This is a genomic window from Gelidibacter salicanalis (assembly GCF_016469035.1).
In the GTDB taxonomy this organism is placed as follows: Bacteria; Bacteroidota; Bacteroidia; order Flavobacteriales; family Flavobacteriaceae; genus Gelidibacter; species Gelidibacter salicanalis_A.
The window spans coordinates 48,221-70,212 of sequence record NZ_JAEHJZ010000033.1; the positions used below are offsets into that span (position 1 = coordinate 48,221).

Here is a 21,992-nt window from a genome sequence, read left to right on the forward strand (position 1 = left end):
AATTCTAAGTTGTAATCCTTTTTTAGGCCCATACATTTTTTATTTATCAAGCATTTCCACAGTAATTACCGTCCTAAATCCGACATGGTCAGACCCAGAATCTATACTTGTACTCATACGTGCTGAAATTCTGAAACTTGCGCAATAGGAGTCATGACATAAAAATGAGCCTCCTTTTATAACGTGTTCCTTTTGGTAGGGGTTGTTGGGGCTGTGAGCAGTTTTCGCTCCTCTGGGGTTGATGATCAATTTACTGGTGTCTATTTGCTTGTAATAGCCTTCATTAAACCAATCTTGAGTTAATTCCCAAACATTACCGAGCATATCATAAATTCCTATGCTATTAGGCGGATAGGATTTTATCGGGGCGATAAGTGCAAAACCATCTTCACTTTCATTTTTTACAGGAAAGGTGCCTTGCCAGGTATTTGCCGAGGCATTAAGTGGACTGGCATCGCTGCCCCAAGTGTAAATTGAATTGGTATTAGTGCCTTGTGCTGCAGATTCCCATTCGGCTTCCGTAGGTAAACGCCTATTCGCCCATTTGCAATACGCCAGGGCATCATCATAGGCAATATGCACCACAGGATAATTGTCCTTACCTTCAATTGTACTTTCGGGTCCTTCTGGATGTTTCCAATTGGCGCCAATTTTCCAGGTCCACCATTGTTGGTAGTTGTGCATGTTTGCAACCGCATCAAGATGTTTATTAAAGATTAAACTTCCCGGTTGTAAAATACTATCTGCGGGTTTAGGAGTCCCCTCAGGAAGATCATGTTTCATCACTTCCCAATCTATTGGACGTTCAGCAATGGTAATGTAGCCTGTAGCATCAACAAAATCTTTGAACTGTGTATTGGTCACTTCCGTAAGATCCATAAAAAATCCATCTACCGTTACTTCATGTGCAGGCTGTTCTCTTGGCATCGCATAAGCATCACCCGGTTTAGCACCTTGTGTGAATGTTTTTCCCTCTACCCAAACCATACCTTTTGGCGTTTTAATAGTATCGGGCTTCTCCTTTAATAACACATGCGTTGGAGTTTTAATGCTAGTATCTTTTTTTTCAGATGCAGGATTTTTACAGCTGACAAGAAAGAGGAGTATGAGCGTAAAAGATAGGGTTAGGATTTGGATTGGGATGTGCATAGCGTTTGATTTCTGCAAATAAATTGATTCGTGTAAAATTTAGAACGATAAATTTACCTAAATAATTTTCAATTCAAGTGCTTAGAACCGTCCAACCTAAAAGACGTAGTCGGTGATAAAAGTGAGATTATAAAACGAAGGTTTCAAATAGGTATTCCAATTCTTGTTCTGGATCCATACATAAGCCTGAATGTGTTTTGGAGCTTTGAATGATTGTACTTCTACATGCGGCCAACCATCTAAAACGGTCAGAGACTTCAAGTTGCCCAATAGTCCCGCTGTCAGCAGTGCCTTCACATATGTTTTGCCAAGCTTCCAAATGGTCTTTTAACATCTGAATATCTAAATCCTCCGAAAAAGCCTCCAGCTTTTTTTTGTCAATTTTATATTTGACCCCCAAATAATTTTTTCGCTTAGAAAAAAGGAGCACGCCCACATTAAAGAATTCTTCACGTTCTACTTTGGGAACAACCCTAATAATGGCATATTCATAAGTGACTTTATCTTGCATCTTGCGCTTCTTTTGCTAAAATGTCAATCATTGATAGTTTCGTGGTCAGGTAACGCATGTAAGCTGTTCTGATCTCCTCAGGAGATATGGTGTCTGCTTCATTTATCAACCAATCCTCAGGAATGCTTTCTATAATGCCCTCAATAGTAGTACTGTCTAGGGTTAGTTCAATACTCTTGGCGGCTGCAGGTAATTGTGTGGCTTGAGCCAACAACACATGATCTTTTATAAGTGGAAAGGTCCTGATCAAATGATTTTCCCACGTTGGCCAATTATGATGAAAGTAAAAACTGGCGCCATTATCGATGATCCATAACTCCTTGTTCCAAAAGAGCAAGTTCGGATTTTTTTGGGTTCGGTCAATATTACTGATGATACTGTCTAATAATACCACTTTGGAAGCGATGAGACCGTCAATTTTTGTGACCAATGGATCTATGGTGATGGCTCCAGACAGAAAGTGTAATCCCAAATTAAGACCCACGCTAAACTTTAATAAATCTTGAATTTCTTCGTCGGGCTCTGTTTTACTGAACGAATTATCCAGATTCATAAAAACGACTTCCGGAACTTTTAGTCCGATGGCCCTTGCTAATTCGCCTCCAATAAATTCGGCGATTAATGCTTTTTTGCCTTGTCCGGCGCCCCGAAATTTTAGGACATATAAAAAGCCGTCGTTGGCTTTAACAATGGCGGGCAAAGAGCCGCCTTCGCGTAAAGGGGTAACATATTGCACCACATCTACGGTGCGAATATCAAGTGCATTCATAAGCACGAAGGTACTAAAAATGTCAATTGCTCAGGCACCATAAAAGGTATAAAATAAGATCAGTTTTTTATAGTGCCCAAAGCAATCATTTTTTTATTTTAGCAACAACCAGTCTCTGGCTTGCAAGCTGAGCCTTCTGAAAGCTCAGAAAATTTCAGTTTTGGTTTATGTAATGCCGTACCTTCTTTTTCGGCATACACTGTAATGCTAAAAATGCCGGTGGCTGCGGTGTTGAAGGTCTTTATGCCGTCTTCCGAAAGATATTTATTAAGAATATCCTCAGGAATCGTAATAGGTTTCTCTTTTTGTATAGTGACATTTTGAAAACCTTGATCTGTGATCATTTTAAGATAAGCTGATCTCTGAATGGCGCCTGCTACACAACCTGCATACATTTCGGCATCATTTTTCAGTGCTTCAGGAAGATCGCCCACCAATACAATATCAGAGATGCTAAAGTGACCACCCGGTTTTAATACACGGTGAATTTCTTTAATTACGAGGGCCTTATCAGGAACAAGATTCAGGACGCAATTACTGACAATCACGTCTGCAATAGCATCACTTACTGGCATGGCATCAATATCACCCTCTCTAAATTCGATATTATTATAACCCAATTTTTCTGCGTTAATGCGTGCCTTTTCAATCATTATCGGCGTAAAATCTATACCGATAACTTTCCCTTCCACACCAGTTTCATGACGTGCAACAAAGCAGTCATTACCTGCCCCTGAACCAAGGTCGATAACAGTATCTCCTTTTTTAATTTTCGCAAACTGCGTTGGAAGTCCGCATCCCAATCCCAAATCGGCATCTTCATTATAGCCTTTGGTTTCAGAATAGTCATCCATCATAATATTGTAAATTTTATTTGAGGGCGTAGTCGCGCCACAACAAGATGCAGCATTTTCAGCTTTCCCTTGTTCTGCAATTTTGGCGTAACGTTCCTTGACGATGTCTTTTAATTCTTGTGCTTTTTTCATTTTAATTTTATGTTGATTAAATTAGTGAAACTCNNACGCTCTGCGTCGAAATAAAAAAGGAACCTCTACTTGATACCTCGTACCCTTGGGTCGAGGTTGTTCATTAACCTTTCGTTTAACAGCAATCTGCTTTAGCAGAGACATCTTGGTCTAAGAATTCCTGCATGATGTGTTTCATCTTAGTCCAATTGTCGGCATCTATACAGTAACACACACGGGTGCCTTCAATGCTTCCTTTAATTAGTCCCAAATGTTTTAACTCTTTCAAGTGCTGGGAAATGGTAGGTTGCGCTAGCCCAATTTCGTTTACTAAATCTCCACAAACACAGGTGTCAATTTTGAATAAGTGCTGCAAGATTGCCACTCTGGCAGGATGACCAAAAACTTTAGCGAATACTGAAATTTCGTTTTGTTGGTCCGTAAAGATTTCTGTTTTAGAGATGCCCATAGTCTGTTTGATTGTTTCATTGCAATATTACGATGAATTAAAAACATATCAAAATAATCTTTCTATTAATTCTCATAAGTTAAGCCATCAAATGATGATTAATTATTGATATCTAATTGGGTACGGTCATTATGGGTGTATGACGCAGATGAAAATTGTTATGACTTTTTATTATAAAACCGTTGTTTGACCTTCCTTTTTGGGGCGGTGGCCAATTTGTTTTCACGTCTGTAGCGTCTTTTGATGGTAATTAATTTGAGTCTAAAATCGTCAAAAAAGAGACTCACAATTAAAATTAACGCTCCAAAAAGAAGGGTATTCAGTTTTAAATGAAGTGTTGAATACATGAATCCTCCTATGATACCACCCATGAAAAAGAAGCAAATTATAAATAACCGAAGTTTTATGGTAGCCTTTAATTTTTTCCTGTTAGGATGGGATTTAGGAAAGAATAGTTGGGACAATTCAATGCCTAAATCTGTAAATAATCCTGTGAGGTGGGTGGTTCTGACCACTGCATTGGAGATTTTAGTGACAAAGGAGTTTTGCAATCCCATAGCAAAAAGTAATAGGCATACGGTGAGACGAGGCGCTAACATTTGATCAAAATTACTGAAGACCGCCACACCAATTAAAATCGCACACTCCACAAGTGTAGGTAATACAAACACATTTAATTTTTTATTCTCTTTATACTGTTCGATTAAGATACTTGAAAAAAAAGACCCGAAGAGGAAGGAGAAGATATACAAAAAATAGATGGTGCCTTGCCACAGTTTGAAGTCCGCAACATCTCTAATAAATAAGGCAAAATGCCCGGTGACATGCGTAGTCAATTCTTGGAATGCTAAGAAACCTGTAACATTTACAATGCCGGCAACAAACGATAAAATGGTAGCAATGCGTAAATTGTGTTTTAGGGTTCTGCTTTTGCCTTGGTGTCTAAACATGAAAGTGTTCTTTGGTTAAGAATTAGTTAATTACTTAAGTTTCTATAATGGGTGGTGTGATTAAGGAAGTGGTTTTCTGGCGTCACTTTAAAAGCACTTTCAATGTTCATCTTGGACATATGTTAGAGGTTTCCTAATTTAAGGAATAATAAAAATTTTGGATGTTTTATACGGAATCATTCTCTTATTAAATGCTATTTAGTCTGGGTTTATTTGCAGGTGAACCATCTTTTTGCCAACCAATGTTTTAACCCCAACGGGTTGGAATCCTAGTTTTAAATACAACCGTCTAGCATTAGGGTTGTCTTCATCTACCAATAGGCCAATAGTCTGTTTGCGTTGACGCACGTAGATATTAATAACGTGCTTTAACATGATAGTGCCAATACCATTGCCTTGATGTGCTGGGTTCACGCCAAAAGAGTCTATATAATACTCTCCAGCTTGAGTTTCATCTTCTGGATTGAAATTTTTTGAAAAATGGATGTTGATGTATTGGACAATAGGCGCTCTCAACTGTTTGAGTTTTGCGCCGTCATAGATATTGATGGCAGCAATTACCTGATTATTCTCTTCGGCTAAAAAACAGTTTTTGTAGGAATATTGATTGTCTTCCGTTTGAACAAAATGCAGTAAAAAACGTCTTGCGGTTTCAGAATTATGTTGACCAATAAATTCAAAAATTATATCTTCCATGGCCAATAAGAGATAATTGGCTATGCAAACAGTATCGGTGATATTGGCTTTTCTTATAATCATTACTGAGCATTTTAGACTGAATTGATAACTACTAATTCAATGACCAAATATTAACCAGCAATTAAAATCACAGCCTCTATGATGTCGATCATTATTTTGGCATGATCAGTTTCAGCGGTATTTTATCTTTTTCAGGGTAAAGCGCATTCTTTTGTGCCAATTCGTTGGACAAACTGGTCATCATTAACTTGAGTTGTTCTGGATGCTCACGAGCCACATTTGTCGTTTCAAACGGATCATTTTTTAAGTTGAAGAGTTCATAAAGTGGTTGTTCTTCAGATTGATAATGGTAGATGATTTTCCAATCTGACTTTACCAAACTCGTAAAATAGCTGCTGCGGTGGTCATGGGGAAAATGATTTAGAAATAGTTCATCACGTTCTAGATTAGGTTTGCCATTTAACTGATCATGAAGATCAAAACCGTCTAGAATGTGGTCTTTCGGAGACTTAATACCGGTAATTTTACTTAAGGTTGGAAAGATATCAAGAATTGAACCTAGTTGTTCTTGAATTGCATTTTGAGCTATGGGAAGCGCCATTTGTGAGTTTTGATGGGCATTAGGTGTAATCCACGAGGCGATAAAAGGCACTCGCATTCCACCTTCCCAATGATTTCCCTTTTTTCCTTTTAAAGGGGCAGCACTGCTATAATTGTCAATAATAGGTAAAGGTGCATCACTACCATTATCGCCCAAAAATAAGATTAAGGTGTTTTCTCCTAAGCCCAACTCTTTTACATGCTGTATAATGTCTCCCAAGGATTTATCTATTCCTTCAATTAGGGTGGCATAAGCTTGGGCACTTTCAGATTTCCCAGAATTTATATAATGATCTTTAAAACGCGGATCTGAATAAAATGGGGCATGTACAGCATAATGCCACATGTTTAAATAAAAAGGTTTGCCTTCTTCCGTTGCCTGAGTTATGGCCATATTAGCCTCTAGGGTTAAGGCTTCAGTTAAAAAAACTTCTTTACCATGATATTTTTCTAATCCTGGTACCGCTCTGTGTTTATCACCACCAGTATGTCCGTAAGCCTCAGTACCAAGATAACTTCCTGGTTGACCAATAGCGCTACCGCCAATATTTACATCAAATCCTATATTAGTAGGATCCTGGCCATCACTGTTTAAAGGTCCAAAATGTGCCTTCCCCACATGTATTGTTTTGTAGCCTTTTTCCTGAAGTAGCCGTGGCAGTGTGACCGATGATTTGTCAAGTCCTTTCCAATTCCAATTGGTTGGTCCAAGCGCCGTACGATTATTGCTTTCCGGATTGACCCAATTGGTAACCCCATGTCGTGCGGAATTTTGCCCCGTGAGTATAGAAGTTCGAGAAGGAGAACAAACGGAATGTGCATAAAAATTAGTGAAACGTGAGCCTTGTGCGGCCAATTTCTCCATGTTGGGTGTTTGGTAATAATCATTTAGAGGATATTTTATCAAATTCCCATTATAATCCGTCAAAAATGGAACGGAAGTATCCATTAATCCCATATCATCAACTAGAAAGACAATGATGTTCGGCTCGCTATGATCTTTGTCTTGAGATAGTAAAGGGTTTGCACAACATATCGTGAACACTGCAATAATTAAAATTTTCAGTGGGATTTGATGTGTATTTTTCGATGCTAGATTTGGAAAATTTAATGTCATATTCAAGAGAATGTCGCTAATAATCGTAGATGTATTTGATTAAACGCTAAAATAAGAATTATTCTGATAGCCAAGTGGTTAATTAAGATTTTTGAGAGCTGCATGTTTACCGACGCCACTAAACTGATTGTACAAGGTCAATTAGTTTTTTGGCGGTCGTATTCCCGCTATGTACCGCACCATCCATATAGCCTGGAAATTCAGAAGAGGCTTCAGCGCTAGAAATAAATAATCGGTCATCATAAAACGAGTTGCCAAATATTGGATGCCCATTGTTCTGATGCGGAAAGAGTGGAGTCTCCGACACCTCAAAAGTGTCCGCTTCCTCACTCCAAATACATTCTTTATAATCCATGAATTCTTCTGCCTGCCTGCCGAAAACAGTCGTGATCTGCGTCACAACTTTGGCGCGCCGTTCTACAGTGCTGAGATGTTTAAACGATGAATTGATAAATCCACAAAGCGCAAAGGTAGAAACGCCCCGGTTGCAATGGTCATAAAACTCTGTTATAGGTCCGGTATTGCTGAATAAGGTGCCTGAAATCTGTTTTTGTCGCCAAAAGGGTTCAGCATAGGTAACTGCCACTTTTATGGAATCTTCCATCCAGGTATGCGTATGTTGTGCGATATGCTTTAATTGATCTGGTAAAGTGGGCGTAAAAACAATCTTTTTTGACCACAATTTGGGAGGAATGGCTAGGACTACATGGCTGGGTTCAAAAACATCAGTTGCTTTAACTATGACAGCATTGTTTTGGAATGTGATGGCTTTTACCGACTGATGGCACAAGACATCTTCCGGATCTAACTTTTTGTATAATATATCAATCAGGTGGGAGGTGCCACTAGAGATTCTGTAGCTCGCTTGTTGACTTGGTAGTTGCATCGATTGAGCAGGGGAGGTGGAGAAAGGCTGAAAAAAAACGGTTCCTTCCATATATTGCTCGTAATAGTGTACATCTAATTCTTGCAATAGTGCCATTAAATGTGTGTGGTAAGCGCCAAACCAGGTAGCGCCCATTTCAACAGGTGTGTTTTTTGTTCCAAAAACGGTATGGATTCGGCCACCGATGCGTTCTCTTGCTTCGAGTATTTTGAACGGAATGCCAGCAATTTTTAAGCGATAAGCAGTTAAAAGACCCGATAGGCCTGCTCCAATTATAATGATCATTTATTAAAGAATAATGAAGTGTTATTTGGAAAAAAAACGGCACTTCAGTGAGTAAAATAAGGTGTTTAAAAATATACAAGTAAAGGTAATCTGCTTTATAGAAATAGCCTGAATAATTTCCAATTGTTTTAATAAAAGGCGAGTTGCTGTATTAAAAGATCTTAAAGATACTAAGTGTTTCATTATGTTCGTCAGAAGTGTTATTTTCACAAGTCAAAGTAGAAGTTTTATATGAAAAGCCAAAAGAACAATCGTTGGATCGCGATTTACGGAATTATAGTGGCCTTGTTGGTTGCCCTACATTATGTGATGGATTTGACATTTTTCGACCGATGGGATGAATACGTCCCTATTATAAAAAAATTGAGTTTGAGCTTGTTCTTAATCGCTTTAATATTCTTGATGAGTCGCATCATTGCCAAGTTTGTGAGCACTCAAGACTATCTTGAAGGTGACCGCTACAATCTTCTGCGCATCATCAGATTTCTATCCATTGTATTCAGTTTAATCGTGGTCACCTCATTCGTGTTTCAAAATTTATATGCGGCGGCGGTAAGTTTTGGATTGATTTCCTTAGTTATAGGTTTCGCCTTGCAAGCCCCTATAGCTTCTTTTATTGCTTGGATGTATTTGATTTTGAGACGTTCTTATTTGGTGGGCGATCGAATTCAAATTAAAGGTTTTCGTGGCGATGTGGTGGAAATTAGTTATTTGGATACCTCAATTTTGGAGTGTAGTGGTGATTATTTGGGGAATGACAGGTCGAGTGGACGCGTCATCCGATTTCCCAACAGTATGATTTTAAGGGAGGAAGTCATTAATTATTCTGGTCCGCAAATTCCTTTTATATGGAATGAAACTGCGATTCAAGTGGCATATACTTCTGATTTACAGTATGTGGAAACCTGTTTATTAGAAGCGTCTAAGGAAGACTTCAACAAACGTTACCCCCAAATTGCAGAGCGTAATTATGAACATTGGAAACCCGCCGTATATTTTAGAAATAATGAATTTGCCTGGATGGAAGCGGTTATTTCCTATCCCGTAGAACCAAAAGACACTACTGAAAGACGTAATCGTATCTTAAAAACGGTATTGCCTATGCTCAATGCTGCGCCAGATAAGGTGCAATTTCCTGAAGGGGCACGACGTTAAAATGGAGTTTTATGATTGTTTCTCAGTTAGTTGTAATTATGTCTTTACTCTCTGCCGGCGAGGCAGGATCTTAATTCTTTATCGGACAATTATGTTTTGCAATTTATAAAACTGTAGAAGTACAATGTATATCTTTGCAAGATGCAATCAAAAATCCTTTTTATAACCCCGCCATTTACGCAGTTAAACACAGCTTATCCGGCATCGGCCTATCTGAAAGGATTTTTGGAAGAACATGAGATTGCTGTTGCACACTGTGATTTAAGCATAGAGTTGTTTACCTCTATTTTTACGAGTAATTTTTTGCGTGCCATGTTTAGAGAAGCGAAAGCCTTAAATAATTTTCATTATCCTAAGGTTAGTAGTATGAAAGCCTTGTATATCTCAAGAGTTGATGTGGTGATTGGTTTTCTTCAAAAGGAGAATATGAAGACCGCACATCAGATTTTAGAGACCGGTTTTCTACCGATGGGACATCGGTTGGAAAAGGTGAATACTGATATTACATGGGCAGTAGGAGATTTAGGGATTATTGATAAAGCAAAGCATTATGCCACACTTTTTATTGAAGAAATTGGCGATTTCATTCAAGCGAATGTCGATGAGTTTTTTGCATTTACTAAATATGCTGAGCAAATTGCCACTTCGGCCAGTAGTTTTGATCAATTGGATGATTTTTTGAGTTACCAGCCGACACTTATTGAAGAATGCATGTTGGATATTCTGGTGGAGCAGATTGAAGAACATCAACCTAATTTGGTGTGTTTTACCATACCTTTTCCGGGCAATTTATTTGCGGCTTTACGTTGCTCTCAGTTTATTAAACAGCTTTTTCCGGAGATTTCGGTAGCGTTTGGTGGTGGCTATTGCAACACCGAGTTGCGTTCATTAAAAGATTCTAGAATTTTTGAATTCGTAGATTTTATTTCGTTGGATGATGGCGAAGGACCACTGCTAAAATTGGTCAGGTACATGGAAGGTCAGGTGGGGCTTGATGAACTTGAACGTACCTACGTCCTAGAAAACGATCTGGTGGTTTATAAGAACAAATTACCCAACACCATTTACCACCATAAAAACTTACCAGCCCCTAATTATTCTGGTTTGCCTTATGACAAGTTTGTGTCCTTTTTAGATGTTGTCAACCCAATGCATCGGATGTGGACCGATGCCAGATGGAATAAAATGACCATTTCTCATGGCTGTTATTGGAAACAGTGTTCGTTTTGCGATGTCCACTTAGATTATATCAGTAATTACCAAAACACCACGGCAGTCGATTTGGTCAATAAAATTGAAAAAATTATTAAAGATACAGGCATTACCGGTTTCCATTTTGTCGACGAAGCAGCACCGCCCAAAATGTTAAGAGCCTTATCCAAGGAATTGATAGAACGTAACCTGAGCATTACTTGGTGGACCAACATCAGATTCGAAAAAACCTTTGATGCGGAACTATGTCAACTCATGGCAAAATCAGGATGTATAGCGGTAACTGGTGGATTGGAAGTTGCTTCAGATAGATTATTGGCGAAGATGAAAAAAGGTGTTGATATTGCACAAGTTACTAGAGTAACGCACAATTTCTCCGAAGCCAATGTTATGGTTCATGCTTATTTAATGTATGGTTTCCCGACTCAAAACGCGCAAGAAACCATTGATTCTTTAGAAGTTGTGAGACAGTTGTTTGAGCGAAATTGCATTCAGTCCGCCTATTGGCATCAATTTACGACTACGATCCATAGTCCGATTGGTCAAAACCCTCAGGACTTCGGCATCCTTATAACGGGGCCTGAATTTGAGGGGTTTGCCCAAAATGATCTGCACCACAAAGATCCTCAAGGTGCTGATCATCCAAAATACACCACTGGATTAAATCTGGCGCTGCATAATTATTTAAATAATGCTGGGTTCAGCCAAGACCCTTCAAAATTGGTTTGACTTTCCGGTTCCCATAACCAGTCATCCGGAAGATTTAATCCAAAGTTTTTTAGCTCCTAAAGTAGCAGCTGTCGAATAAAGTACGTGATTACTCACGTGTTTTAAAAGTCCAGAAATCATTTTTTGGGAGGGGTGCTTCAAACGTTTGGGGTGCTTCAGAATCAGAAAGTTGATAGGTTATTTGGGAGGCATGAAGGCAGATGGACAAAGGTAAATAGGCCTGATCAGAACCGTATTTTTCATCGCCAATAATCGGCAATCCTATATGTGCCAACTGCGCTCTAATTTGATGGAACCGACCTGTTTTAGGTTTTATTTCCAGCAAGTAACCAAAATCGTTTTCGCCTATGACTTGGTAGGAAAGACTACATTCTTGAGCCTCTTTTGATTTAGATTGAACAATATCCGCTCTTTTTTCAAGATTGTTTTTGACGAGAAAATTAGTTAAGGTTGCTTTTGTCTTTGCTGGTTTGTCTTTAACTATGGCCAAGTACGTTTTTTGAACTTGACGGCTACTAAATAAATTATTGAACGCTACAAGCGTACTTTTTTTCTTGGCAAAAATCAAGACGCCGCTAGTTACGCGATCTAATCTATGAATGACACCAATATAGGGTTTTGGTTTGTTTTTTAAAAGATGATCAAGAACTTGAGTTTCTACAGTGCAATCCTCATAAGAGCTTTTTTCACTTATAAGTCCTGCGGTTTTATTTACCACTATGTAATCGTTGTTTTCATGTACTATGTCAAGGTTCTGCATTCAGTATGTTTTAGGGGCTATTGTTTTATTAGTTCTTTACCACAATTTTTCAAGAAGTACGATCTTTACGGCGCATTAACTTGAGGGTTTAAGGCGGCAAAAATATTACTTTTTATCCGACTGCTACTTATGTATGGGCAAGCGATTTTATTTATAAGTTTATCAAAATCTAGTGATGGAGGCGTGAGTGGAGTTGGTGTGAATTAAAAGTCGTCAGTTCATCTCTTCAGCTTTCCAATCCTGTAACCGGTCTAAGTACAAGTAAGACTCCACAAACTTTCTATGTTCCACACTGGTAGTTTTTTCCAAAAGCTGTAAGGCAGTTATATAACTCGCTAAATTACCATTGGAAGAACTGAACTTTTCATCTTCTACAAACGTGACGACACTATCGTCCTGTACTTTTAAATTAGGGTAGTCTTTTTGTAACTGTTCTCCGCCACCAATCCATGTTACAATTTTATGGCCATCCGCAATTCCTGAAGTGCCAATAAGTTGCGCACCCGCACAATTGCTGACCGTATATAGCGTTTCTTTATTTTTCTCTTTAATAAACTCAATGATCTTTGGGTTATGTACTTGTGCATACATATCATAAGCACTCGGGACAAACAACGCAGTTAATTGTGGACAATTCTTAAAGGTGTAATCTGGCACAAAACGCATGCCTTCTTCGGTTGTAATGGGATGTTCCCTTTCAGCAATCGTAATCACATTGAACAACTGGTTTCCAGTTTCGCTTGGTTTCGAAAAAACATCTGACGTGGTAATCACTTCGCTTTGAAGCACCCCATTATACATCAATAATCCAATGGTAGGCAATTCGGAATTAAAGGTCTTTTAAATGTTTTGAAAGCGTGTCTGATGCTGTTTGAGATTCAACAGGAGTTTTTTGTATAGGCTCTGTCTTCGCCTTGTCAGAGTTGCAACTGAAGCAGAAGAGTAGCATTGTGAAAGGGAGTAATCTGACTAATTTCATTAGTTTTAAGAGTGTTAAACAAGCTTTTCTTTAAAGAACGCTATCGTACGTGTCCACGCTAATTGTGCAGCTTCCTTATCATAACGAGGAGTGGTGTTATTGTGAAAACCATGGTTGGCAGCCTCATAAAAATGAACAGTGTATGCTATGTTGTTCGCTATAAGCGCCTTTTCATAGTCTGGCCAACCTTCGTTGACCCGTGTGTCCAATTCAGCATAATGGATTAACAATGATGCCTTTATTTGGGCTGTTTCTTCAGCTGTAGGTTGTCCGCCATAAAAAGGAACTGCAGCCTTCAAATCGGGTACTTTTACAGCCATCATATTGGAAATCCATCCACCAAAACAAAAGCCAACAACCCCAATGTTGCCATTGCAATCGGGATGAGCCTTTAAATAATGGAATGCTGCAATAAAGTCTTCCAGCATGTCATTGCGGTCTCGCTTTTTTTGTAATTCTCTCCCGTCGTCATCATTTCCTGGGTAACCTCCTAAAGGAGTTAAGGCATCTGGTGCCAAACTTATAAACCCATCTAAAGCTGTACGTCTCCCAACATCTTCAATATAAGGGTTAAGACCTCTGTTTTCATGAACCACAATGACACCCGGCAATTGGCCAGTCTCGTTGTTGGGTTTTGAAAGTAAGCCCCTTATTGAACCACCGCCTTTAGGAGAATTGTAAGTAATATATTCAGACTCCAATCTTGGATGGTTAGCAGGTACTATCATGGTGTCAATATAGTTGGGCGCCATAAAACTCAACAGAGATCCTATGGTAATACCGCCAATGGCATATACAGAGAGTTTTTCAACAAATTAACGGCGTCCAATGTTATTATGTGCATAGTCGTCATACAGCTTAAATACTTCAGGACTGATGTCTTCTTTTTTAAGTGGTTCCATTTTTATTTTCAAGTTAAGAAATTAAAAAACACGGGTTAAGAAAGTCTTTATACTTTCCTGATTGGCACGGATCAATTCAGTTCTGGCATGTTCAACATCCGCTGGTTTTTTGTCCTGTGACAGTTTAAACTTTCCTTCCCAAGTATGGATACCAATTTCAAAGCCTTTCACATAACTGATAAATTGTGCCATTCGTGGATTGTCAGGTTCTAATGTATAAGGGTGATCAGGAGCTTCCAAGAAAGAAGTCATGTCAATCATTGATTGAATGATGACCTCAGGATTTGTAATTTCTTTGACATTTCCTGTAATATGTACCATGATATAATTCCACGTGGGCAATTGCGGGCTGCTATATATACTTGGAGAAATATAGCATTGCGGACCAGAAAATATGACGGTAACCTCCTGATTGTCTTTTAGCATCTCCACTTGTGGATTGTACTTGTCCAAATGACCAATTAACTTGCCTTCAGCATATATTAAAGGCAGATGGGAGATTAAAGGTTTGTTGTCTTTTACAGAAATAAGCGTTGCTAAAGGGTAGGTGTTAATGACTTCTATCAGGTGTTCGCGATTGTTGTCTTGATGGTGCTGTGGTGGATAATGTGTCATGGATCAAATTCCTCGAAAACAAATATTATTTTTTTAAATGCATAGTTAAACTAGTTCAAAAGAATAAGTCCGAAACTTCAGTATTCAATAATTAAAGTACTCCTTAAACTTCTAAACTTCTAAACTTCTAAACTTCTAAACTTCTAAACTCCGAACTCCAAACTTGAATCTCTACACCCCAAACTGTCTGAAATGATGATCTAAATGTTTGTATTGCATTTTTCCCCATTGGTCTGTACTGAAATTTCCGAAATACGGATGTTTAGGCCAGTGCATATTTAAGGCTTTGTTGTGAAATTCGTTAATAATCGTTTTCAAATGTGCTTTTTCAAGCTCAAAAACCTGTGGTTCCGTCACCAAAAAATCTTTAGGCGTCGTCACACTTTCTGGCCACGGTTTGTCATTATACAAGATGGGTTTATAAAGCTTAAGCAGGAGTTTTTTTAAAACGCCTACTTTTTCAGTCAATTCCATTTTTCCGGTGGCGACCAGGAGCGGCATTTGACAATGTTTTACCATTTGTGCCACGTCCATTTTCCCCCAATTGGGTGTTGAGTTTTCTGTCAGGCTATCTAAACGTCTCAATACTTCATGATGTACTTTTTGATCAAATAAAGTCTGCATACAATCTCAATTAATGTTTTGGTTCTGAAATTTACAATTTTTATCTTTTTATTTTCTCATTATGCTCTCTTTTTTGAATGAAAAAGGATCAGCGTGTCCAATAATCATTAACTTTATAATAACTACTAATCCCTGGGGCATCTATGTCAGAAAAACAAACTTCGTTTTCCATAAAAAATTGGTCACACCATGATCAACCTCGTGAAAAATTGAGAGATAAAGGAAAAGCCGCCTTAAGCGATGCTGAATTGATGGCTATTTTAATAGGTTCGGGAAGTAGAAATGAAAGTGCGGTAGAACTCTGTAAACGTATTTTGGCGAGTACCAACAATAACTTAAGCGCCTTAGGTAAATTGTCTCTTAAGCAACTCATGCACTTTAAGGGCATTGGTGAAGCAAAAGCGCTGACCATTATCGCAGCCCTAGAATTGGGCAGAAGACGTAGGGGAGAAGAGGCCTTGCAGCACTACAAGATCGAATCCAGTCAATCCGTCTTTGAATTGATGCAACCCATTATTGGCGAGCTGCCACACGAAGAATTTTGGATCATCTATTTAAATAATTCTAATAAAGTCATTCAGAAAATTCAACTGAGCAAAGGGGGCATCACGGGCACCTTGGTGGATGTGCGCTTGGTGCTTAAAACCGCCATTGAAGTAGGGGCTGTTGGCATTATTTTGGCGCATAACCATCCGTCAGGCACACTAAAACCGAGTGAAGCCGATAAACAAATCACCCAAAAATTAAAACATGCAGGAAATAGTCTGGATATTAAAATTTTGGATCATCTGATCATTACTGAAAATGCTTTTTATAGCTTTGCAGACGAAGGGATATTGTGATTTATAGACCTCCACTACCAAAATTCTGTCATTGTAGTTTTTTTCGGAATGTTACTGGGTACCTAGTTATTTGAATACTCAATACAAATACGATTAAAAAACAATACATTGAAAATTGAAATTGTTAACCTTGGAATTTACAATAGCTAATGCTGCTAGTTTACACACATAAGATAACACCCAGAATAACCTATGCTTTTAAGCATATCAGTTTGCGTATTTTAAACGTTCCCGTTAGTTTTACAACTACTGTTGAAGAATTTATTGCGCATGACAGTATGAAAATCTCATACGCCAAGCAACCCTTAAGCAATGAGCTTTTTATAAGAAGCCATGAATTACTGTTTGAACAGGGACTGTCTGATTTAGACATCAACGTTCAGGATTGGGGCATGACCAAGTGCTTCTTTTCTACATCTGAAAAAAGTAGTTTGCCATTTGATATTTTTGCGGCTACATTTTATTTGTTAAGTAGGTATGAAGAATATTTACCGCACGTAAATGACGCCTACGGTCGATTTTTGGCTACTGAAAGTTTAGCATTCAATGAGAATTTTCTTCACCAACCTGTGGTAGATATTTGGGCCTATAAATTTAAAGAAATCCTACAAGCACAATTTCCTGATTTTGAATTTCCAGAAAGGCAGTACAATATTCAACCCATTATAGATGTGCCCATAGCCTATTATTTTAAGGAAAAAGGTCTGCTCCGCAGCGTTGGTGGTACACTTACTGATATTTTCAGTTTAAAATTCAAACAATTATACCAACGGTACCAATCGTTGATGGGGTTTAAGAGAGATCCTTATGATACCTTCAAATGGATTGTGACCAAACAGAAAAATAGTAAAGTTAAATTTATAGTGTTTTTTTTGATCGGCGAATATTCAACCTTCGACAAAAACACCAATATCAATAAAAAGAAATTTGTATCGCTCATTAAATATGTGGGCGATTATTGTAAAATTGGCTTAAAGGTATCCTTTTTGGCTTTGGATGATTTTAACATGCTTAAAAAGGAAAAGTTGAAAATGGAAACCACCACAAACGTGCCTTTAGAAGCCTCCAGAAACTCGTTTTCTAAGTTAAATTTGCCAGAAACTTATCGAAATCTTATAGAGTTGGAGATCAGGCAAGATTTTACAATGGGTTATATTAACCATATGGGATTTAGAGCAGGCACCTGTACGCCCTTTCAATTTTACGATTTGGATTATGAAGTACAAACACCTTTGCAAATCAATCCGTTTCATTGTGTCGATTATGCCTTATTGAAGCGACACTCTTATTTAGATAAAAAGGAAGATTTGCAACGCTTAATGGAAACTGTAAAAAGTGTAAACGGAACATTTGCACCGGTATTCCATAATTATGCCTTTAGCAATATGGAACGTTGGAAAGGATTTAGAGATTTATTTGGATTGGTATTAGAGTCAGCAGATGAAAAATAGAACTATTAAACACGTGTTTTTTGATTTAGATCACACCCTTTGGGATTTCGATAAAAACTCAGCATTGACCTTTGACAAGATTTTTAAGATGCACCAGGTAGGCGTTAATTTAGATGCCTTTTTGGAGGTTTATGAACCCGTAAATCTGCAATATTGGAAACGCTATAGAGATGACGAAATTGATAAAATAGAATTGCGTTATGGACGACTCAGGGATACTTTTGACGCCATCAATTTTACCGTGGAAGATGCCTTGATACAACATCTTTCTACTGATTATATTGAACATTTATCGAGTTTTAAACATCTTTTTGAAGGCACAATCGAGTTATTGCAATACTTACAACCTAAGTACCAATTGCATATTATCACGAACGGGTTTGAAGAAGCACAATTAAAGAAGATGAATTCTTCTGCAATTACACCGTTTTTTAAAACAATTACCAATGCAGAGCTTGCGGGAGTTAAGAAGCCAAATCCCATAATTTTTGACTATGCTTTGAAAATCGCCAATGCACAGCCCGAGGAAAGTATCATGATTGGTGATAATTACGAGGCAGATGTTCTTGGGGCCTTAAATGTGGGCTATGATGCCATTTTCTTCAATTATAGAAATGACCACACAGAACCGCACATCAAACAAGTTAAACATCTATCGCAACTTAAATCCTATCTCTAAGCGTTCAATACGGTTATAATTTTCTAATAGTTAGTTATGTGTGGGGAGATTGGTGTGGTGTAACTGTAAAAAATCAATCCAACCGATTTTGATACTTTTTTAAGACATTATTGTATCTTTATAAAATTAATATATCCAAGTATCCTATGAAATCTATTGTAACTCTATGTGCCTTTTTAATGTTGTTTAACGTTAAAGGAATCTCCCAAGAAAACATCAATGCCTATAAATATGTCATTGTTCCAACCTCTTTTAGCTTTTTAAATGAACCTGATCAATACCAAGTCAATTCATTGACCAAGTTTTTGTTCGAAAAATATGGTTTTACGGCAATTATGGCAGATGCTGATTATCCCGAAGATTTGACCAATAACCGCTGTTTGGGCTTGTTTGCTGATGTAGAGAAACTTAGTGCGTTTTTAAAAACGAAACTTCAAGTTCATTTAAAGGATTGCAATAATAAAGTGGTGTTCTCTTCAGGAATAGGTGAGTCTCGAGAAAAGCAATTTGACAAAGTGTACAATTTGGCCTTGCGTGAAGCCTTCAATAGTTTTGAAACATTAAACTACAACTATCAGCCTAATAATAAAGTAGCCTTTAAAGGAGCGAAAACGGCTCCTGTAAGTGGTAATACCGAAGCTCAAGAAGAAATTCAACGTCTTCAAAGAGAAGTGGAAGCATTAAAAGAAACCCGTCGTCTTAAAGAGGACATCGTGTTAAAAGAAGCTGAAGCAAATAAACAACTTCAAGATGTACAGCCAGAAGTAAAGGCGCAAGTCAAAAAAGTGATTGTAGCAGAAGCAGTATCCGATGAAACCCTTCAAACATTGTTTGCCAATCCGGTTGAAAACGGTTATACCATTACAGATGCCTCTAATAGAGTGCTGTATCATTTAGTGTTTTCGGGCAAAGAAGATGTGTATATTGTTAAAGGTCAAGACGCTATTCTTTATAAAATGAACAATACTTGGATTGTGGCAAAAGCCAATGATTCAGGCGTATCTATGAAAACGCTCAACGTTAAGTTCAACTAACTTAATATCCGTATTTCGACTTCCAACGCTGCTTTAAAAACTCACGTTGAGACTGCTCTCTGGCATTGTTTCCAGGATTGTAAAGTTTGGTGTTCTTAATTTCGTCAGGAAGAAATTCTTGAGGTGCAAAATTATTTTCGTAACTATGGGCGTATTGGTAATTGTCTCCATACCCTAATTCTTTCATGAGTTTGGTGGGTGCATTTCTCACAGACAATGGCACTGATAAATCGCCTGTTTGTTTCACCAATTGCTGTGCGCGTCCAATAGCCTCGTAAGCCGCATTGCTTTTTGCTGAGGTTGCTAAGTAAGTGGCACATTGGCTTAAAATAATACGGGATTCTGGATGTCCAATTACGGACACCGCCTGAAACGTGGTGTTGGCCATAACCAATGCTGTTGGATTGGCATTGCCAATATCTTCACTGGCTAAAATAAGCAAACGTCTGGCAATAAATTTGACATCCTCGCCACCTTCAATCATACGCGCTAACCAATAGACTGCCGCGTTGGGATCGCTTCCGCGAATGGATTTTATAAATGCCGATATAATATCATAATGCTGCTCGCCAGTTTTATCGTAGCGCACCGTATTGCTCTGTACTTTTTGTTGGACAGCATCATTCGTAATTACAATAGCTTCATTGTCGTCATAAGAAGAAATGATCAGTTCAAAAATATTCAAAAGTTTACGCGCATCTCCACCGGAGAGTCGCAACAATGCCTCCGTTTCCTTGAGCGTGATGTTGCGCTGTGATAAGATGTCATCTTCAGTAAGAGCGCGCTGTAACAAGGCTTCCAAGTCTTTTTTGTCAAAAGACTTCAGTACATATACCTGCGCTCGAGAGAGTAGGGCAGGAATGACCTCAAAACTCGGGTTTTCAGTCGTCGCCCCAATTAAGGTGACCCAACCTTTTTCAACCGCTTCCAATAAAGAATCTTGTTGTGATTTACTAAAACGATGAATTTCATCAATAAACAACAACGGGTTCTTGGCCGTAAACAAGCCGCCGCTATGTTTGGCTTTATCAATAACCTCCCTAATGTCCTTGACGCCAGAATTGATGGCACTCAGTTTGTAAAACGGACGGTTAGATTCGTTGGCAATAATGTTCGCCAAGGTTGTTTTGCCCGTTCCTGGAGGTCCCCAAAAAATCATAGACGGAATCACACCTTGTTTGATGTGCTGTGTCAAAACCCCTTGATCTCCAATTAAATGCGATTGACTCAAATAATCCTTTAAGTATTTTGGACGTAAACGTTCTGCTAATGGTGCGTTCATATTGCAAAATTACATCAATTCCTTTACAAAGAGGAATCTCCCCATACAATTTTGGGCATGCCGTTTTTGTGAAAAACAAAAAAGTCGTGCTCTCACGGCTCAATCTTTTTGTTGAAAAAACAAAAAGGATTTCAAACAGACCGCTCCATCACTCATGCAGAAACGTGACAATATTTCATATTTCTTGCAATTGGCTACTAATTTGATGAGAAACCTTTAAATTTAACCATGGGCAATCAGCAACATTTTAAATATTCAACAGGCGTTGTGGGCTACCCTGTCTTTTTTTTAATGCTCATCTGGATTGTGTTTTGGTTGCAGGTCCGGTTTTTTCCGGTCATTAAAACATGGGGCATCGTTCCGGAAACCCTTATAGGACTGCGGGGAATACTGTTAAGCCCATTCATCCATTCCAATATAGAGCACATTTACCACAATAGCATTCCGCTAGTCGTGCTGTCTATGGCTTTATTTTATTTTTACAGGCCCATTGCTTGGAAAGTTTTGTTCTTTGGCATTCTCCTCTCCGGTCTCATAACTTGGACTATTGGCAGGCCTGCAAACCACATCGGTGCTAGTGGACTTATTTATGTTTTGGTCAGTTTTATCTTTTTTAAAGGCATTTTCGCAAAGCACTTCCGCTTGGTGGCGTTGTCCTTAATGATTGTTTTTCTCTACGGAAGCATGATTTGGTATGTGTTCCCTATTAAAGATGGTATGTCTTGGGAAGGGCATTTGGGCGGCCTCATTACCGGGTTTGTATTTGCCGTTATTTTTAGAAAAACCGTGGCAAAGCCTGATCGTTATGTATGGCAGGAACCCTCTTATAATGAAGACGACGATCCATTTTTAAAGCATTTTGATGAAAACGGGAATTTTATTGAAAGTCTTGAAAAAGAAACTGAAAATGAATTTGAAACTGAAGATGAAATTGAAGTTCAACCCAAAGACAACTTGAATCCTTCAAACATTAACTACATCTACAAGAAAAATCTTAAACCTTAAATGCCTGTCACACTGAGCGCAGTCGAAGTGCTGTTTTAGGGGAATTCAGTTGGCAGTGTCCAGTTTTCAGTTGGCAGTGCTAATGTAAATAGAATCATCACCCGTCATCTGACATCGGTCATCCGTCATAAATCTCCAATCTCCAATCTTAAACGCCTGTCACACTAAGCGCAGTCGAAGTGCTGTTTTAGGGGAATTCAGTTGGCAGTGTCCAGTTTTCAGTTGGCAGTGCTAATATAAATAGAATCATCACCCGTCATCTGACATCGGTCATCCGTCATAAATCTCCAATCTTAAACGCCTGTCACGCTGAGCGCAGTCGA

21 protein-coding genes and 1 pseudogene are annotated in these 21,992 nt (G+C 38.4%); 7 read left to right on the top strand and 15 right to left on the bottom strand.

Annotation, left to right across the window (positions count from 1 at the left end):
- Positions 1–39: 39 nt before the first annotated feature.
- From JEM65_RS13585 to JEM65_RS13625, 9 genes are all read right to left on the bottom strand, one after another.
- Positions 40–1,149 (bottom strand): formylglycine-generating enzyme family protein, encoded by a 1,110-nt coding sequence (locus JEM65_RS13585; RefSeq protein ID WP_199600498.1) that lies wholly within the window; start codon positions 1,147–1,149, stop codon positions 40–42.
- Positions 1,150–1,276: 127 nt separating this feature from the next.
- Positions 1,277–1,660 (bottom strand): DUF3037 domain-containing protein, encoded by a 384-nt coding sequence (locus JEM65_RS13590; protein WP_199600500.1) that lies wholly within the window; start codon positions 1,658–1,660, stop codon positions 1,277–1,279.
- On the bottom strand, positions 1,650–2,429 hold the full coding sequence (locus JEM65_RS13595; protein ID WP_199600502.1) for a HipA family kinase: 780 nt from the start codon (positions 2,427–2,429) through the stop codon (positions 1,650–1,652). The genes JEM65_RS13590 and JEM65_RS13595 overlap by 11 nt, the downstream gene beginning before the upstream one ends.
- Positions 2,430–2,527: 98 nt before the next feature.
- Entirely contained in the window at positions 2,528–3,415 is an 888-nt protein-coding gene (locus tag JEM65_RS13600) for an arsenite methyltransferase (RefSeq protein WP_199600504.1), read from the bottom strand.
- Between the two features lie 115 nt (positions 3,416–3,530).
- Positions 3,531–3,863, bottom strand: a complete 333-nt coding sequence (locus JEM65_RS13605) for an ArsR/SmtB family transcription factor (protein WP_199600506.1) — start codon at positions 3,861–3,863, stop codon at positions 3,531–3,533.
- A gap of 158 nt (positions 3,864–4,021) precedes the next feature.
- A complete protein-coding gene (locus JEM65_RS13610; protein ID WP_199600508.1) occupies positions 4,022–4,813 on the bottom strand; it encodes a YoaK family protein in 792 nt (263 codons plus the stop codon).
- A 198-nt stretch (positions 4,814–5,011) separates the two neighbouring features.
- Positions 5,012–5,572 (bottom strand): GNAT family N-acetyltransferase, encoded by a 561-nt coding sequence (locus JEM65_RS13615; RefSeq protein WP_199600510.1) that lies wholly within the window; start codon positions 5,570–5,572, stop codon positions 5,012–5,014.
- 91 nt (positions 5,573–5,663) lie between these two features.
- Positions 5,664–7,229: a sulfatase gene (locus JEM65_RS13620; protein ID WP_262895246.1), complete on the bottom strand. Its 1,566-nt coding sequence runs from the start codon at positions 7,227–7,229 to the stop codon at positions 5,664–5,666.
- A gap of 118 nt (positions 7,230–7,347) precedes the next feature.
- A complete protein-coding gene (locus JEM65_RS13625; RefSeq protein ID WP_199600517.1) occupies positions 7,348–8,400 on the bottom strand; it encodes a flavin monoamine oxidase family protein in 1,053 nt (350 codons plus the stop codon).
- A 231-nt stretch (positions 8,401–8,631) separates the two neighbouring features.
- Between JEM65_RS13625 and JEM65_RS13630 the strand changes: the two genes are divergently transcribed.
- Together JEM65_RS13630 and JEM65_RS13635 are read left to right on the top strand one after the other, a co-directional pair.
- Positions 8,632–9,555, top strand: a complete 924-nt coding sequence (locus tag JEM65_RS13630; RefSeq protein ID WP_199600525.1) for a mechanosensitive ion channel family protein — start codon at positions 8,632–8,634, stop codon at positions 9,553–9,555.
- Between the two features lie 141 nt (positions 9,556–9,696).
- Complete coding sequence (locus JEM65_RS13635) at positions 9,697–11,496, top strand: B12-binding domain-containing radical SAM protein (RefSeq protein WP_233530659.1); 1,800 nt, start codon at positions 9,697–9,699, stop codon at positions 11,494–11,496.
- A gap of 88 nt (positions 11,497–11,584) precedes the next feature.
- On the opposite strand, the gene JEM65_RS13640 is transcribed toward JEM65_RS13635, so the two are convergent.
- From JEM65_RS13640 to JEM65_RS13660, 5 genes and pseudogenes are all read right to left on the bottom strand, one after another.
- The gene (locus JEM65_RS13640; RefSeq protein ID WP_199600527.1) at positions 11,585–12,256 is read right to left on the bottom strand and encodes an RluA family pseudouridine synthase; all 672 of its coding nucleotides are present in this window, start codon (positions 12,254–12,256) and stop codon (positions 11,585–11,587) included.
- A gap of 213 nt (positions 12,257–12,469) precedes the next feature.
- Positions 12,470–13,078 (bottom strand): DJ-1/PfpI family protein, encoded by a 609-nt coding sequence (locus JEM65_RS13645; RefSeq protein WP_233530660.1) that lies wholly within the window; start codon positions 13,076–13,078, stop codon positions 12,470–12,472.
- Between the two features lie 171 nt (positions 13,079–13,249).
- Positions 13,250–14,137: pseudogene (locus JEM65_RS13650) on the bottom strand (dienelactone hydrolase family protein).
- A 21-nt stretch (positions 14,138–14,158) separates the two neighbouring features.
- Positions 14,159–14,752, bottom strand: a complete 594-nt coding sequence (locus tag JEM65_RS13655; protein ID WP_199600529.1) for an FMN-binding negative transcriptional regulator — start codon at positions 14,750–14,752, stop codon at positions 14,159–14,161.
- 171 nt (positions 14,753–14,923) lie between these two features.
- Entirely contained in the window at positions 14,924–15,376 is a 453-nt protein-coding gene (locus tag JEM65_RS13660) for a DUF1569 domain-containing protein (protein ID WP_199600531.1), read from the bottom strand.
- Between the two features lie 143 nt (positions 15,377–15,519).
- On the opposite strand from JEM65_RS13660, the gene radC reads away from it, so the two are divergent.
- The 4 genes from radC (at position 15,520) to JEM65_RS13680 (ending at position 19,382) form a co-directional block, all read left to right on the top strand.
- On the top strand, positions 15,520–16,218 hold the full coding sequence (gene radC / locus JEM65_RS13665; RefSeq protein WP_199600533.1) for a RadC family protein: 699 nt from the start codon (positions 15,520–15,522) through the stop codon (positions 16,216–16,218).
- 149 nt (positions 16,219–16,367) lie between these two features.
- Positions 16,368–17,669, top strand: a complete 1,302-nt coding sequence (locus tag JEM65_RS13670; RefSeq protein ID WP_199600535.1) for a polysaccharide deacetylase family protein — start codon at positions 16,368–16,370, stop codon at positions 17,667–17,669.
- A complete protein-coding gene (locus JEM65_RS13675) occupies positions 17,659–18,348 on the top strand; it encodes a YjjG family noncanonical pyrimidine nucleotidase (RefSeq protein ID WP_199600541.1) in 690 nt (229 codons plus the stop codon). Before JEM65_RS13670 ends, JEM65_RS13675 begins: the two co-directional genes overlap by 11 nt.
- Positions 18,349–18,494: 146 nt before the next feature.
- Complete coding sequence (locus JEM65_RS13680) at positions 18,495–19,382, top strand: hypothetical protein (protein ID WP_199600542.1); 888 nt, start codon at positions 18,495–18,497, stop codon at positions 19,380–19,382.
- A gap of 1 nt (position 19,383) precedes the next feature.
- On the opposite strand, the gene JEM65_RS13685 is transcribed toward JEM65_RS13680, so the two are convergent.
- Positions 19,384–20,664 (bottom strand): replication-associated recombination protein A, encoded by a 1,281-nt coding sequence (locus JEM65_RS13685; protein ID WP_199600543.1) that lies wholly within the window; start codon positions 20,662–20,664, stop codon positions 19,384–19,386.
- A gap of 228 nt (positions 20,665–20,892) precedes the next feature.
- Here JEM65_RS13685 and JEM65_RS13690 point away from each other — a divergent pair, with 228 nt between their 5' ends.
- Positions 20,893–21,669 carry a rhomboid family intramembrane serine protease gene (locus JEM65_RS13690; RefSeq protein WP_199600544.1) on the top strand — a complete coding sequence of 259 codons (777 nt, stop codon included), beginning with the start codon at positions 20,893–20,895 and terminating at the stop codon, positions 21,667–21,669.
- The last annotated feature ends 323 nt before the right edge of the window (positions 21,670–21,992 follow it).